11 protein-coding genes and 1 pseudogene are annotated in these 15,195 nt (G+C 45.0%); 5 read left to right on the top strand and 7 right to left on the bottom strand.

What is annotated here, in order from left to right; genetic code table 11:
- Positions 1-185 precede the first annotated feature (185 nt).
- The gene (locus tag AB3F25_RS06605; RefSeq protein ID WP_373603071.1) at positions 186-1,841 is read left to right on the top strand and encodes a putative transporter; all 1,656 of its coding nucleotides are present in this window, start codon (positions 186-188) and stop codon (positions 1,839-1,841) included.
- A gap of 25 nt (positions 1,842-1,866) precedes the next feature.
- On the opposite strand, the pseudogene AB3F25_RS06600 reads toward AB3F25_RS06605, so the two are convergent.
- Positions 1,867-2,520 (bottom strand): annotated as a pseudogene (locus AB3F25_RS06600) (IS1595 family transposase).
- A 175-nt stretch (positions 2,521-2,695) separates the two neighbouring features.
- Here AB3F25_RS06600 and adk point away from each other — a divergent pair.
- Positions 2,696-3,340: an adenylate kinase gene (adk, locus tag AB3F25_RS06595; protein WP_373603070.1), complete on the top strand. Its 645-nt coding sequence runs from the start codon at positions 2,696-2,698 to the stop codon at positions 3,338-3,340.
- 95 nt (positions 3,341-3,435) lie between these two features.
- A complete protein-coding gene (locus AB3F25_RS06590; protein WP_373603069.1) occupies positions 3,436-5,454 on the top strand; it encodes a hypothetical protein in 2,019 nt (672 codons plus the stop codon).
- Positions 5,455-5,591: 137 nt separating this feature from the next.
- Here the strand turns inward: AB3F25_RS06590 and plsB are convergent, their stop codons facing one another.
- Positions 5,592-8,021, bottom strand: coding sequence for a glycerol-3-phosphate 1-O-acyltransferase PlsB (gene plsB / locus AB3F25_RS06585; RefSeq protein ID WP_373603068.1), 2,430 nt, complete (start codon positions 8,019-8,021; stop codon positions 5,592-5,594).
- A gap of 156 nt (positions 8,022-8,177) precedes the next feature.
- Between plsB and lexA the strand changes: the two genes are divergently transcribed.
- Entirely contained in the window at positions 8,178-8,804 is a 627-nt protein-coding gene (gene lexA / locus AB3F25_RS06580) for a transcriptional repressor LexA (RefSeq protein WP_373603067.1), read from the top strand.
- A gap of 220 nt (positions 8,805-9,024) precedes the next feature.
- Positions 9,025-9,849 carry a diaminopimelate epimerase gene (gene dapF / locus AB3F25_RS06575; protein WP_373603066.1) on the top strand — a complete coding sequence of 275 codons (825 nt, stop codon included), beginning with the start codon at positions 9,025-9,027 and terminating at the stop codon, positions 9,847-9,849.
- 187 nt (positions 9,850-10,036) lie between these two features.
- Here dapF and dusC read toward each other — a convergent pair whose 3' ends face one another.
- The 5 genes from dusC to dauA form a co-directional block, all read right to left on the bottom strand.
- A complete protein-coding gene (dusC, locus tag AB3F25_RS06570; RefSeq protein ID WP_373603065.1) occupies positions 10,037-10,972 on the bottom strand; it encodes a tRNA dihydrouridine(16) synthase DusC in 936 nt (311 codons plus the stop codon).
- Positions 10,973-10,975: 3 nt separating this feature from the next.
- A complete protein-coding gene (gene djlA / locus AB3F25_RS06565) occupies positions 10,976-11,842 on the bottom strand; it encodes a co-chaperone DjlA (RefSeq protein ID WP_373603064.1) in 867 nt (288 codons plus the stop codon).
- Positions 11,843-11,945: 103 nt separating this feature from the next.
- On the bottom strand, positions 11,946-12,587 hold the full coding sequence (gene pyrE, locus AB3F25_RS06560; protein WP_373603063.1) for an orotate phosphoribosyltransferase: 642 nt from the start codon (positions 12,585-12,587) through the stop codon (positions 11,946-11,948).
- Between the two features lie 9 nt (positions 12,588-12,596).
- Positions 12,597-13,313, bottom strand: coding sequence for a ribonuclease PH (rph, locus tag AB3F25_RS06555; RefSeq protein WP_373603062.1), 717 nt, complete (start codon positions 13,311-13,313; stop codon positions 12,597-12,599).
- Between the two features lie 55 nt (positions 13,314-13,368).
- Positions 13,369-15,111, bottom strand: coding sequence for a C4-dicarboxylic acid transporter DauA (gene dauA, locus AB3F25_RS06550; protein ID WP_373603061.1), 1,743 nt, complete (start codon positions 15,109-15,111; stop codon positions 13,369-13,371).
- Between the last annotated feature and the right edge of the window lie 84 nt (positions 15,112-15,195).

The raw sequence follows: 15,195 nt of genomic DNA, 5'->3' as shown, positions 1-15,195 counted from the left end.
TTGTTTTGCCATAGCAGCGAAGTCGTTAAGCACCGCGTTAAGCGATGCGGCCTAATTTTAGGCGGTGATTATGATTAAGCAAGAAAAAATGTGATGAAGTTATCATTTTTTCTGTTTCCTTCAGGTTTTAAAAAATCAACTTGTTATAATTTCGCCTAGCTAAATTTAGTTATAAAGAGGTTACTATGAGTGATATTGCAATCACCATTAGTCTTCTTGCCCTCGTTGCCGTGATAGGTTTATGGATTGGACATTGGAAGATTAAAGGAGTGGGTTTAGGCATCGGTGGGGTGTTGTTCGGCGGTATTATTGTTGCCCATTTTACCAACCAATACGGAATTACTCTTGATTCTCACACACTACATTTTATTCAAGAATTCGGTTTAATTTTGTTCGTTTATACCATTGGGATTCAAGTTGGCCCCGGATTTTTTGCCTCTTTGCGAAAATCGGGCTTAAAGCTCAACGGGTTAGCAATCTTAATCGTGGTGTTGGGGTCGGTTTCTGTTGTCGTACTCACCAAAGCCATTGGCGTACCGCTGGACATCGCTTTGGGGATTTATTCCGGTGCGATTACCAATACGCCTTCGCTTGGTGCGGGACAACAAATTTTAACGGAACTCGGTTTAAGCCATGCCACGTCAACCATGGGGATGGCTTACGCGATGGCTTATCCTTTCGGGATTTGCGGAATTTTACTGGTTATGTGGTTGATTCGCTTGTTTTTTAAAATCAAAATTGACGAGGAAGCTAATCGTTTTAATCAAGAAAGCGGTTATGACAAAGAAAGTTTGCATACTATTTCCGTGAAAGTGACCAACCATAATTTAGACGGTTTAGGTTTGCTTGAAATTCCCGGTTTTGAGGAAGAGGATGTCGTATGTTCCCGCTTAAAGCGTGGCGAAAATGTCATCGTGCCGAAAGCGGATACGGAAATTCATCTGGATGACGTGCTTCATTTGGTTGGCGATGATCATGCATTAAGAAAAATGCGACTTGTTATCGGTGAAGAAGTGGATATGCCGGTACTTTCCGCCAGCGGGGAAATTCGAGCTGAACGCGTGGTGGTGACTAACGAAAAGGTACTGGGCAAGAAAATTCGTGCTCTTAACGTACATTCCAAATATGGCGTGGTGATTTCCCGTTTAAATCGGGCCGGCGTAGAACTGGTTCCAAGCGGCGATACCTCTTTGCAGTTCGGTGATGTGTTGCATATGGTCGGCCGCACCGATGTATTGAATCAAGCCATTTCGGTGATTGGCAATGCACAACAAAAACTCCTGCAAGTACAAATGTTACCGGTGTTTATCGGGATTGGATTGGGGGTATTATTCGGCTCTATTCCGTTTTATATTCCCGGTTTTCCTGTCGCCCTCAAACTCGGTTTGGCCGGTGGACCGCTAGTCGTTGCGCTTATTCTTGCCCGAATCGGTAGCATCGGTAAACTTTACTGGTTTATGCCACCAAGTGCGAACTTGGCATTACGTGAAATCGGCATCGTGCTTTTCTTGGCGGTAGTCGGATTAAAATCGGGCGGTAATTTTATCGATACGTTAGTGAACGGTTCCGGTCTTGAATGGATGGGCTACGGTATTTTCATCACCTTTGTTCCGTTAATGATTGTCGGTGTTATTGCCCGTCTTTACGCCAAATTGAACTATTTAAGTATCTGCGGCTTACTTGCCGGTTCTATGACCGATCCTCCCGCGCTCGCTTTCGCCAATGAAATGAAAGAAGACAACGGCGCCGCTTCGCTTTCATATGCGACGGTTTACCCTCTCGTCATGTTCTTGCGAATTATTTCGCCGCAATTATTAGCGGTGCTGCTTTGGGTCGCATAAAAAATGGGGCTGACGTAGGTTAGCCCTAAATTCCACACCAATCCCGCAGAATTTTAAGCTGTTGAGACGGTGTGCCGAAGTTAAACCGAAATTCGCATTCTTTCAAGAACAGCGGGAAGGATTTGCGATCAATTCCGTTGTATTTGCGCAAGACACGTTTTGCCTGATTCCAAAAATTCTCAATGCCGTTAATGTGGTTCTGACGGTCGGCAAATTCCTTGAAATGGTTGATGCGGTAATGGATGAAACCGGTCACGTCCAGCTTGTCATAGCTGCTCAGGCTATCCGTGTAAACAATGCTGTCCGGCATGATTTTCTGTTTGATAACAGGCATCAAAGTATCAGACTTGGCATTATCTACGACAACGGTATAGACCCGTCCGTTGCGTTTCAGAATGCCAAAGATAACCACTTTTCCTGCCGCGCCGCGACCATGTCTGCCTTTACGCTATCCGCCGAAATAGCTTTCGTCCAACTCGACAGGGCCCTCAAAAACCTCATCGGCAACCAAGGCCAGATAATGGCTGATAACCATACTAATTTTGCGGTAGAACAGAATAGCGGAGTTGGGCTGAATGCCCAAAATATCGGCAGCGGAACGGGCGGTAACTTGGAGTACAAAAAATTCAAGTAGTTTCTTTTGAACTCTCTTGCTTAATTTACAATTGGTTATCTGCATTTTCGTAGCCTAGCCTAACTGCTAATCTACGTCAGCCCCTAAAAAATTCCGCATCGCTCATACGATTAAAGTGCGGTCAAATTTTACGGAAAAGGCCATAAAAAATTTGACCGCACTTCGCTTTATCAGTATCTTAGCCGGGTTTTATTTATCCGATTGATTAATGGAGATTTCTATGAAAATTATTCTTTTAGGCGCGCCGGGAGCAGGCAAAGGTACGCAAGCGCAATTTATAATGAACAAATTCGGTATTCCGCAAATTTCAACGGGCGATATGTTCCGCGCGGCAATCAAAGCGGGCACCGCATTGGGCAAACAAGCGAAAGCGTTGATGGATGAAGGTAAGTTGGTTCCCGACGAATTAACCGTTGCGTTGGTAAAAGACCGCATTGCACAACCTGACTGTGCTAATGGTTTTCTGTTAGATGGCTTTCCGCGCACGATTCCTCAAGCGGATGCATTGAAAGATTCCGGTGTGAAAATCGACTATGTTTTAGAATTCGACGTACCGGATGAAGTGATTGTTGAACGCATGAGCGGTCGCCGCGTACACCAAGCATCCGGCCGTTCTTATCATATCGTTTATAACCCACCGAAAGTGGAAGGCAAAGACGATGTAACCGGCGAAGATTTAATTATCCGTGCCGATGATAAACCGGAAACCGTGTTAGATCGTTTAGCGGTTTATCATAAACAAACGCAACCGCTGGTAGATTATTACCAAGCCGAAGCAAAAGCAGGTAACACGCAATATTTCCGTTTGGATGGTACGCAAAAAGTAGAAGCCGTAAGCCAAGAATTAGATAAAATTTTAGGCTAAAAACGTCTCTGATATCGACCGCGCTTTTTCCGGAGAGCGCGGTCAATTTTTCTGTTCGATTTATTATTGCGATTTTATGTTGCTCGGAAGATAGTATGACTAAAAGAAAAAAAATCACTTTAACTCTCACCGCCTTGATTGCGTTTGTCGGCATGGGCGCACAGTTTTATACCAACTATAAAGTAGATCAGCTGTTGCAGAATTTCCCGTATTCTTTAGATAATCAGGCAATATTAAATGTAACGGAAAGTAACAAAAATTTTTTAAGTCGCGAGCTCACGTTCAGTGTGCAAGATAGCGATGGTGCGGCGAGCGATATCATTTCCGCCAAACTTACCGCGCTGCCTTTTTTTATTACAGCCGAATCTAAATTATCGGATCAGTTCGTTCGTCGGCTTAACAAAAGCTTAAATATTGCGTTGGATAAAAATACGATTAACAGTAAATTTTCTCCGGTAGGCGATTATTTACAGTCGGATATTTCAATGGAATTTCGTGATTTTGCCAATAAACCGCAGCAAATGACGATGTCGTTAAATTTTCTTAACGATAATGAAATAGAGCTGAAAACCCGTTTAAGCGGGTTCAATTATGATAAAGAAAGCCGAGTAGAAAAAATTGAAGGCCGGATTCGACTCCTGCCGGTCAGTAGCCGACAATATGACTTGGTCGATGCGGAATTTATGGCAGAAAATGCCGAGCTTGTGTTGTTAAATGGTGAAAATACGCGTCTTCAACTTAAAAATGCCACTTATGTTTTTAGTCGCAAAAATGATGAGAATAATCAGGCTAAACGTAATCTTAATACCAAATTTAGCAGCGATATTTTACGAATTTCCAATAAAAACCGTATTACCGAAGAAAGCCAAACTACGTTCGGCGGATTAAATCTCACTGTTAACCAGTATGGTGTGGCTAGTTCGATCAATTTTTACGATGAATTTAAAAAGCTTGAACTAAAAAATCAAAACCTAAAAGCCGGAATCAACTGGCTTGTGATCTTATTGACGCAAAACGATTCCTTCGATAGCAAACTTTCCGTACTTTCGGTAAACGCACCGAAAAATCAGCAACCATATTTCAATCTGCAAAATGGCGAGGTGATAGTCAAATTGGATAATCGCGATCTCACCAATGCAAATTTAGATTTTTCCCTGAAGGTGGAAAGCGTAAAACAAATGCAAGAAGGCGAAGGTTTGAAATGGAAGGCGAGTGGCGGATATTTTTCGGGGAAATTGAATGCTTATAATTTGAGCAATGAACTTGCTTTGATTCCATTCTTTTTAGATTCTTTATCCGTTGAAACGCCTCCGACGAAAGATAATAAAGAATTATTGAAGTTGAAAGAAAAATGGGCGAGGGAATTTCACGGCAGCGCAGAATTCAGTGCAGCGCTACAAGCATTTAACGATGCCAATGCGGTGCTGGATCTGGAGGACGTTCAATTTCATTTGCAAAGTGAAGCGTTGGAAGATGAACAATATAATGGAAATATTCGTGTAAATGCGAAAAGACTTGCACTGCCTTCCGAGGGCATGCAATTCGAAGAGGCTGCGGTTTCATTGCCGGTGCGACTACAGCATTATAAAAGCTATCTTCAAGGTGCATTTTGCCGGAATCTCTTCAAGTCACTCTGTGAGGTTTATTTAACTCAAGAAACGCGTAATCAATACGATGAAAATCAATTGAAAGCACCAGACTTAAGCGTAGATGGCGCCACGTTAACCGCCTTGCTCAATACTTATCCTGAAACCAAAGCCTATCCGATTGAATTAAACGCTGACGGTGTGCTAAACAAAGCATTGGAGGAAAAACAAAAAACGGATATTCACAACTTCTTGTTCAATCATGTTGAGGGCTCTCTCAACCTTGCCGTTAATAAGGCGTTAATCGACGACGCTGATGAAAAGACTAATACCATTAAAGCGCAAAGCCCATTTTGGCAATTATTCCGAGAAAGTGTGAAACCGCAAGGTGAATTATCGCAAGCCTTTGTGGTGGACAACGATAATTATGTGTTGAAACTTGAAAAAAATGAAAATGGCTATTTCATTAACGGCAAATCTTCCCAAGAGCTTGAAAATGAAGTTGAACAAGATCATGTCGATGATTAACGCAAGCAACCCGATTTGTAGCAATTTATCCGAATGACGTAGCTATCGCAAAGCCGGAATTAAGGTCATAAAACAGCACCGCATTGAAACTTCTTCCAATGCGGTGCTGTTTTTGTTTGTCAGTTTTTTGTGACAAATTATTCCGGGTTTTCCGTTTTTTCCATCGTGCCGCGAATGGTGAGGCTGATTTCGGAAGAAATGAGATGATCAAGAATCGAGGCGAGCGCGTTTAAATGCTCAAGATGGCCGTTGCCTTGTTCATCGAAGTAACCTTCGTCTTTCAAATTCGCGATGAAGGTCGAGAACACCGCTTTATCGAAGAATTCCGGTGCGTTAATGCCATGCAACACGGAAAGACGTTGCGCCACCAATTGGCTTTCTTTTTCCAATAAGGCGCGAGAAATTTGCGGTTCTCTTTGCAAAATGCTTACGGTAATGTAGTAACGTTGCAAAATTTCACGCACACCGGCGGACCAGAGCTGCAAGATGCGAACTTTCGGTCGATTGATTGAAAGCAAGTTTTCGCTGGAATGAATCACTTCTTGGCGGGTAAATTCATCAATAATTTTGCTGATTTGTGCTTTTAGTTCATCTCGATTGAAATGTAAGAACAATTCGCCTTGCAAGAACGGATAAATTTTGCTCACAGCATCCAACAATAAATCTTTTTGAATCGCTTCATAATGCAATACGATGCTTGCCACTAAAGACGGCAATACGAAAGCGTGTTGAATGTTGTTACGGTAATAAGTCATCAACACGGCAGAAGCGCGTTCCAAGCGAACAATTTCGCCGAAATTATCTTTTTCCACCAACACGCCGACTCGATCCAGGCTTAACACATGTTCTAACATGGCTTTTGGTGTATCGGTTGGACTCAGCATATCTTCGGAATAAGGCGCATTTCGCAACATTTGTTGGTAACTGCCGAGTTGCTCAAGCAATTGTTCGCGAGAAAGCGCACGCTGACGGGAAGAAAGTAATGCGGTGCCGACAAGATTCATTGCATTGACGGCGGCGGCTTTGTTGATGTTTATCATTACTTGGTTGGATACCGCATCTACCGCTTGATTAAACCATTGCGGCTTCTCTTCATGATGTTGCTCTTTCCATTCCGGGAAATGCTGATTAAGGTAATTGGATAAGGTAATCGGCTCACCGAAATTAACGAATCCTTGACCTAAATTGCGTAATTTTTTGATCACGCGAATCACTAAACCGGCGTTTTCTTTTTCTTTCGCCGCACCGCGTAATTCTTTCGCGTAGGTATCTACTTCCAATACATGTTCATAGCCTACATACACCGGCACCACGGAAATCGGACGAGTTTGGTTATGTTGCAACGCTTGTAAGGTCATCGACATCATTCCGGTTTTGGGAGCAAGCAAACGACCGGTGCGCGAACGACCGCCTTCGATAAAATATTCCACGGAATAACCACGATGGAAAAGTTCTGCCAAATATTCGCGGAAAATCGCTGAATAAAGACGATTCCCTTTAAACGTACGGCGAATAAAAAACGCGCCCCAGCTACGGAAAAGTCGTCCCACCGGCCAGAAATTTAAGTTGATCCCCGCGGCAATGTGCGGCGGTACCAAGCCTTGATGATAAAGCACGTAGGAAAGTAATAAATAGTCGATGTGGCTGCGATGACAAGGTACATAGACGATTTCATGCCCTTCAAGTGCCAATTTACGCACGCGATCGGCATTTTGTACGTTAATGCCGGAATACAGTTTATTCCATAACCAACGCAAAAAGCGATCTGCCGCGCGCAGGCTGGAATGACTCACGTCTGCGGCAATTTCATCCAAAATTTTATAGGCTTCTTTTTCCGCTTTTTCGCGGCTGATATTTTTGCTTTTCGCTTCGTCATCAATTGCGGCACGAATCGCGGTGGATTGTAACAATTTGTTAAACATTGCCTCGCGATTCGGTAAACGCGGGCCGGTAGCGGAAATACGTTGGCGTGCAAAGTGCATTTTTGCCACCCGCGCTAATTTTTGCGCCATTTTTTCATCGGCACCGTGTTCGTTTGCCATATAACGTAAAGAAACCGCTTGGGAAAAACGCACGAAAGTATCGCGACCGAACCAAATGGCGGCGAAGGTTTTTTGCATGCCGTTTAATAAGCGCAAGTTCGGTAAACCGGCTTTATCTTCTTTGCCCGGTGAACGTCCCCAAAGTACGGAAACTGGCACCATTTGGACGTCTAAGTCGGCAAAAGTGCGGTGTAATTCCAAATATTTATTGAACGCTTGAATGGTTTCGTCTTTTGCACCTTTCGACTTAAAAAAGCGACGTCCTTCATCCAAATAGATATAACGCGGTAAGCGTGTGCCGTGAATATCATTATTTTCGGCTGGATCGGGTAATCCGACGTTCAAACAATTACGACGGAAAATGACAAAATCCGTCTGCGAAGTATAAGGCAGAACATAAACGATGGGTTGGGAAAGGTTGAGTGCAAGTTCTTCTGCGGGATGGGCTGGGATAGGGTTATTTTTGACCAAGAACGACAAAGGAAATTCTAATAATTTGCGATAGGCATTCACGATACTTGACATAATGATGTTCTCTTTTGTTATAAAAAAGTCGCCGGCATTTTAGCACATTAGACCAGTGCGCTTATAAAAATTTTTCTTCATCGATAAATAACGGTTGCAACCATATTTGGTCTGTATATAATAACACTATTTCTGTATAAAACAACAGGAGTGAACATGAAACCCCTAACAAACAGGCAACAAGAAGTGCTGGATTTGCTGAAACGGCATTTGGAAACCACCGGTATGCCACCGACGCGCGCCGAAATTTCGCGCGAATTGGGCTTCAAATCACCGAATGCGGCGGAAGAGCACTTAAAAGCGCTTGCGCGTAAAGGCGCGATTGAAATTATTTCGGGTGCATCGCGCGGTATTCGCATTTTAACTGACGACAGTGCCAATGAAGCGCCCGAAGGTTTGCCTCTTATCGGTCGCGTCGCCGCCGGAGAGCCAATTCTTGCTGAACAACACATCGAAGGAACCTATCGCGTGGATGCGGATATGTTCAAACCGCAAGCGGATTTCTTGCTTAAAGTGTATGGGCAATCCATGAAAAATATCGGTATATTGGACGGCGATTTGCTGGCGGTACACAGCACTAAGGACGTGCGCAATGGACAAATCGTGGTTGCGCGCATCGAAGATGAAGTTACGGTAAAACGTTTGGAACGCAAAGGTTCGGTGATTTATCTGCATGCCGAAAACGAAGAATTTCAACCGATTGTGGTGAATTTGGAAGAGCAACCGCATTTTGAAATCGAAGGCATTGCGGTAGGCATTATTCGTAACAATGCGTGGATGTAATTTTTAGATCGATATAACGACTTACTCAATCAGCACCGCATTGGGAGCAGTTCCAATGCGGTGCTATTTTAAGCGTTCGGCAAAACGGCCGAAATAACTTACACCTCGACCGGTTAAGCGTCGTTTTTTCTTTCAACCACCGACGTCTTGCTCATTTGCCATTCCGCTGCTTGCTCACTATAATGCCGAGCAATCATTTTTTAAGAATTAAGGACAGGAAATGCAGTTTTCCAAGATGCACGGTTTAGGCAATGATTTTGTGGTGGTGGACGCCATTACGCAAAACGTGTATTTCACGCCCGAAATCATCAAACGTCTTTCCGATCGCCACCGCGGCATCGGGTTTGATCAACTTCTGATTGTCGAACCGCCTTATGATCCCGAACTTGATTTTCATTATCGTATTTTTAATGCCGATGGTAGCGAAGTGTCCCAATGCGGTAACGGTGCGCGTTGTTTTGCCCGCTTTGTGAGACTAAAAGGTTTAATCGACAAAAAAGACATTTCGGTGAGCACGCAAAAAGGCAAAATGATTTTAACCGTGAAAGACGACGGGCAAGTTCGCGTTAATATGGGTGAACCCATTTGGGAACCGGCAAAAATTCCTTTTAGCGCCAATAAATTCGAAAAAAATTACATTTTGCGTACCGAAATCCAAACCGTCCTGTGTGGCGCAGTATCCATGGGCAACCCGCATTGTGTGGTGCAAGTGGAAGATATTTGCACGGCAAAGGTAGAGCAACTCGGGCCACTGCTGGAAAACCACGAACGTTTCCCCGAACGGGTAAATGCGGGTTTTATGCAAATTCTCAATCGCGGTCACATCAAACTGCGCGTGTACGAACGCGGTGCCGGCGAAACCCAAGCCTGCGGCAGCGGCGCTTGTGCAGCAGCGGCAGTGGGTATCATGCAAGGCTTATTAGACAGTAAAGTGCAAGTGGATTTACCGGGCGGCAGCCTTATCATTGAATGGCAAGGCGAAGGCCATCCGCTTTATATGACGGGCGATGCTGTTCATATTTACGATGGAAATATTCAACTCTAAACAAAAATGCGGTGAAAATTCACCGCATTTTAATTCTGCTCCCTAAATTATCATTAACTCCGGCTCCAATGCGGTGCTATTTTGGATAACCAATTCATCTTTAGATTAAGGATACGCCTGGCGGGCAAGTGAAATGTTTATGTTAGGCCAGCGTTGCAATCCAAATCTCAATTGCGCTTTTATCATTCTAAGCCATAAGACGCAATCGCGCGCGTAACTCTTCCGCCGTTTGGCTCGTTTTAATTCTCTCAAACACCTGATTTGCTTCATCATATTCTTTATTCAAATAACGCAACCACTGCTTAACTCGGGCGACGTGATAAAAACCGGAATCATGGAAATTTTCCATTTCGGCGTATTTTTGTAGGATCTTTTGAATCTCCGTCCAAGGCATTTTGGCGATATTTTGTTTTAGCACACGGCTTAAATTCGGGATATTGAGCGCGCCGCGGCCGACCATTAAATCGTCGCAACCCGTTTGTTTTAAACAATCCTGCCCGTCTTGCCATCGCCAAATTTCGCCGTTGGCGATAACGGGAATGGATAATCGAGCACGCACTTCGCCGATTTTCGGCCAATTAATGCGATCGGCACGATAACCGTCCGTTTTCGTTCGCCCATGCACGGTGATTTCTGTGGCGCCGCCTTGTTGTACCGCATCGGCGATTTCAAAGGCTTGCGAAATATCGTCCCAACCTAACCGCACTTTGACACTAACGGACTGCGTTTTCGGCACCGCATTGCGCAACGCACGGACGGCGCGATAAATCAATTCGGGTTGTTTCAATAGCGCCGCACCGCCGTTGCTGCCGTTGACGGTTTTTGACGGGCAACCGCAGTTCAAATCAATGCCGTGCGAACCGAGTTCAAGGGCGCGGTTCGCATTCTCGGCAAGATAATCGGGATGTTGGCCGAGTAATTGGACGCGCACCGGCGTGCCGGAAGGGGTGAAGCCCTGATTTTTAAGTTCAGGGCATAAGCGATAAAACACTTTTTCGGGGAGAAGTTGATCGACCACGCGGACAAATTCCGTAATGCATAAATCGTAGTCGTTCACTTCGGTGAGAAGTTGGCGCACAAAAGGATCAAGCACGCCCTGCATCGGCGCAAGCAGCACGCGCACGGCTTATTTCCAGCCTTTCGCTTTACAAATTAAATCGTAAGCCGCTTGAATTTGTTGTGCTTTTTCTTTCGCCATTTCCATCATTTCCGGCGGCAGGCCTTTCGCCACCAATTTGTCCGGATGATGTTCGTTCATTAAGCGACGATACGCGCGTTTCACGGTTTGTTGGTCGTCGGCATCGCTCACGCCTAAAACCTTGTACGCGTCGTTTAAGGTCGGGCCGGAAGATTGTTGATAGCCGCTGCTTTGTTGATATTCATAACCGCCGCGTTGTTGGTATGCGCCTTGCTGAGATTGCCGGTAGAAACCGCCTTGCGTAAACGCCCGCGCGGCCATTTCCATGGCGATCATTTGCTCAAATTGCATACGCGATAAGCCCAATTCTTCGGCAATCACATAAAGTACTTCTTTTTCACCTTCGTGTAACTGTGAATCGGCAAACGCCGCTTGCACTTGCACATGCAAGAACATCCGCAATAAATCTGCCCGTTGCCCGCAACCGATACGAAATTCGCGAATCACCTGACGAATTGGGAAATCCGCTTCTTTGCCGCGACGGAAGGCTTCTTGCGCTAGTTTGCGGCCGGCATCGTCCAGTTTCATTTGCGCCATTAATTGATTGGCCAGTTGAATGTCTTCTTCCGTCACGCGCCCTTTGGATTTGCTCAAATGCCCTAACACCGCGAAAGTGGTTTGCATAAACAAATCCTGACGGGTCGTTTTGCGTTTAAAGAAGCTGGAATTGACGGCACCCAGTTCGTACAGCTTTTTATCTGCAATGGAGCCCAAAATCAGCCCGGCGATGGCGCCGAAAAAGCCGCCTATTTTCCAACCGATAAATACGCCTAAAATTTTTCCGATAAAATTCATTCTTTCCTCAATTTAAAGTGCGGTTAAAAATCCAATCGTTTTTAAAGCCCGCTTGCAATAACAAGATTTGTTTATAATGGCGCCCAAAATCCATTTCTCAAGTTTATACGCCGAATTCAGCGCGATAGGCACGCATTGCCGGAAGATGCGCGGTATATCGTGGATCTTGTTCGATAAACTGCATTAAATCGTCTAAATCAATAATCGACAATACGCGGCATTGATAATCGCGCTCCACTTCCTGAATCGCCGAAAGTTTGCCTTTGCCGCGTTCTTTACGGTTTAACGCAATCAACACGGCAGCCAGTTCGGCATTGTTTGCGTCGATTAATTCCATGGATTCACGAATCGCCGTGCCGGCTGTGATAACATCGTCCACCAATAAAATTTTGCCTTGTAACGGGCTACCGATTAAATTGCCGCCTTCGCCGTGATCTTTGGTTTCTTTGCGGTTAAAGCAAACCGGTTTATCCACGCCGTAGCGGTTAAATAATGCCACGGAAACCGTGGTGCCGATGGGAATGCCTTTGTAAGCCGGCCCAAAGACCACGTCAAACAGCACCGCATTGGAGGCAATGGCGGCGGCATAAAATTCGCCCAAGCGGGCTAAGTCCGCACCAGTATTAAATAAGCCCGCATTGAAAAAATACGGGCTTTTACGACCGGATTTCAAGGTGAATTCGCCGAATTTCAACACGTTTCGGTTCAAGGCGAATTCAATAAAATCGCGTTTATATTGTTCCATTTTTAATCCTTATAAACCCAATGCTTTGCGTTGCGCGGCAAAAATCTGTTTGCAGCCTTGTTTGGCTAAATCCAATAAAGTCAGTAATTCTTCATGGCTGAACGGCTCACCTTCCGCCGTGCCTTGCACTTCAATCATGCGGCCGTCTTCCATCATGACAACGTTCATATCGGTTTCTGCGGCAGAATCTTCCTCATATTCCAAATCACACACCGCTTCGCCATTAACAATGCCGACCGAAACCGCTGAAACCAAACCTTTAATCGGATTGGTTTTAAGCGTACCGTCGGCGATTAAAGCATGAATCGCATCGTACAACGCCACCGCCGCACCGGTAATGGATGCGGTGCGCGTACCACCATCCGCTTGAATCACGTCACAATCTAAGGTAATTGCGCGTTCGCCGAGTGCTTGCAAATCTACCATTGCGCGTAAAGAGCGGGCGATTAAGCGCTGAATTTCCATGGTGCGCCCGCCTTGTTTGCCTTTTGCCGCTTCGCGTTGCATACGGCTATGAGTGGAGCGCGGTAACATGCCATATTCCGCCGTTACCCAGCCTTGTCCTTGACCTTTTAAGAAACGTGGAACCGTATCTTCCACTGTGGCGGTGCAAAGCACTTTAGTATCGCCGAATTCCACTAATACCGAGCCTTCGGCGTGTTTGGTGTAATTACGGGTAATTTTGATCGAACGCGGTTGGTTATTTTCTCGATTATTCGGGCGCATAAACATTCCTATGGTTAATAAAAAAGCGAGCCATTTTAGCACGCTTTTATTTTCGTTACGGATTTGATTGTTCGAAAGCACGAATTTTGTTAAAGGTTTCGTTCAAATCCACGGAAAAATTAATTTTTTGCAATTCCGATGTTGAATTTGATTTCACCAACATGCGTAACGGCTGGAATTGCATATTGCACATATAAAGTTGCTGATGCGGCAACATATGTTGCACAAACCGCGTTAACGCGTGAATGCCGCCTGTATCTAACACGGTCACCGCATCGCATTGCAATACGATATGTTTAATTTCATGGTCCGTATGTACGGTTTTGTCGTGCAAATCAGCGAATAATTTATCTGCTGCGGCGAAGAATAACGGACCGCTAATGCGATAGACCAATACATCACTCAAATCCTCCGGCGCATTATGTTCAATGGCTTTGGTCATTTCGGCAATGGTGCGAATAAATAATAAACTCGCTAATAATACGCCGACGCTAATGGCGATGACCATATCGAATAACACGGTTAAAATTAAGCAAGTGAACAACACCGCCATTTCATTTTTACCGGAACGACGGGCAAGACGAATAATTTCCGGCACATTCGCCATATTCCATGCCACCATTAATAACAACGCGGCCATTGAGGAAAGTGGCAAATAAGAAAGTGCTTGGGCAAATAACATTAATGCAAACAACACGAGAAGTGCATGTACTACGCTGGCAATCGGCGATACTGCACCGGATTTCACATTTGCCGCCGAGCGGGCGATTGCCGCTGTCGCGGTAATCCCGCCAAAGAATGGCGACACGATATTTCCCAAACCTTGTGCGAGTAATTCGTCATTGGAATGGTGTTTGGTGTCCGTCATATTATCTAAAACAACGGCACACAATAACGATTCGATTGCGCCAAGCATCGCCATTGAAAATGCAGCCGGCAATAAGGCTTGCAAGCTAGAAAAATTCCATTGCACCAGTTCGCCTTGCGCATTTGGAATGTTCCACGGCAATGCGAAATCCGGCAGTACGTTCGGAATACCGTTGCCGATTGAACCGTCCGGCAACGTATATTGGAATGCGGTGCCAATTGTTGCTACGTCAAAGCCGAAATATTTCAACGTTAGCGCCAATAACGTACCGATAATTACCGCCGGCAAATGCCCCGGAATTGATAGGCGTAACTTGTGCCATTGGGTTAAAACCAGCAAAGTGACCACGCCTACCGCCGTATCCGCCCAGTTAATCGTCGGAAGCGCGCTCAAAATCGCGTGAATTTTTTCAGGATAATGCGCCGGCATTTGAGGAATGGTTAGACCAAGGAAATCCTTAATCTGCAAGGTGCCGATGGTAATCCCAATCCCACAGGTAAAGCCTAAGGTGACAGGCAGCGGAATATATTCAATCAAGCGTCCGAGGCGAAATAACGCCATCAAAATTAGAATTACGCCCGACAACAAGGTCGCCATCAACAAGCCACTTAAGCCGAATTGTTGAGTGACCGGATAAAGAATGACCACAAAAGCGGCGGTTGGCCCGGAAATATTAAAACGCGAGCCACCGGTCAGGGCGATCACAATCCCGGCAATAATCGCGGTGTAAAGCCCGTGTTGAGGGGGGACGCCACTAGCGATAGCCAGCGCCATGGATAGCGGAATGGCGATTACGCCGACGGTTAATCCTGCTACGATATCCCGCATTAAAGATTTTTTTGTATAACCGGCACGAAATGCATCTTTCAATGCACTGAAAGGTTTCACCGCTAAAAAGACATTTTTTGAAAAAAGAGACTTAAGATGCATAAAAAACCGACAAAATAAATATAAAAGAGCCATCATTTTAGCGAAAATTTAAAAAGATTTTTATGTTCTAGCGCAAAAAACTTG

The sequence above is a fragment of the Aggregatibacter sp. HMT-949 genome, assembly GCF_041734645.1.
Classification (GTDB): Bacteria; Pseudomonadota; Gammaproteobacteria; order Enterobacterales; family Pasteurellaceae; genus Rodentibacter.
Note: the sequence above shows the minus strand (reverse complement) of the source record. Positions and strands in the feature narration are given on the sequence as shown.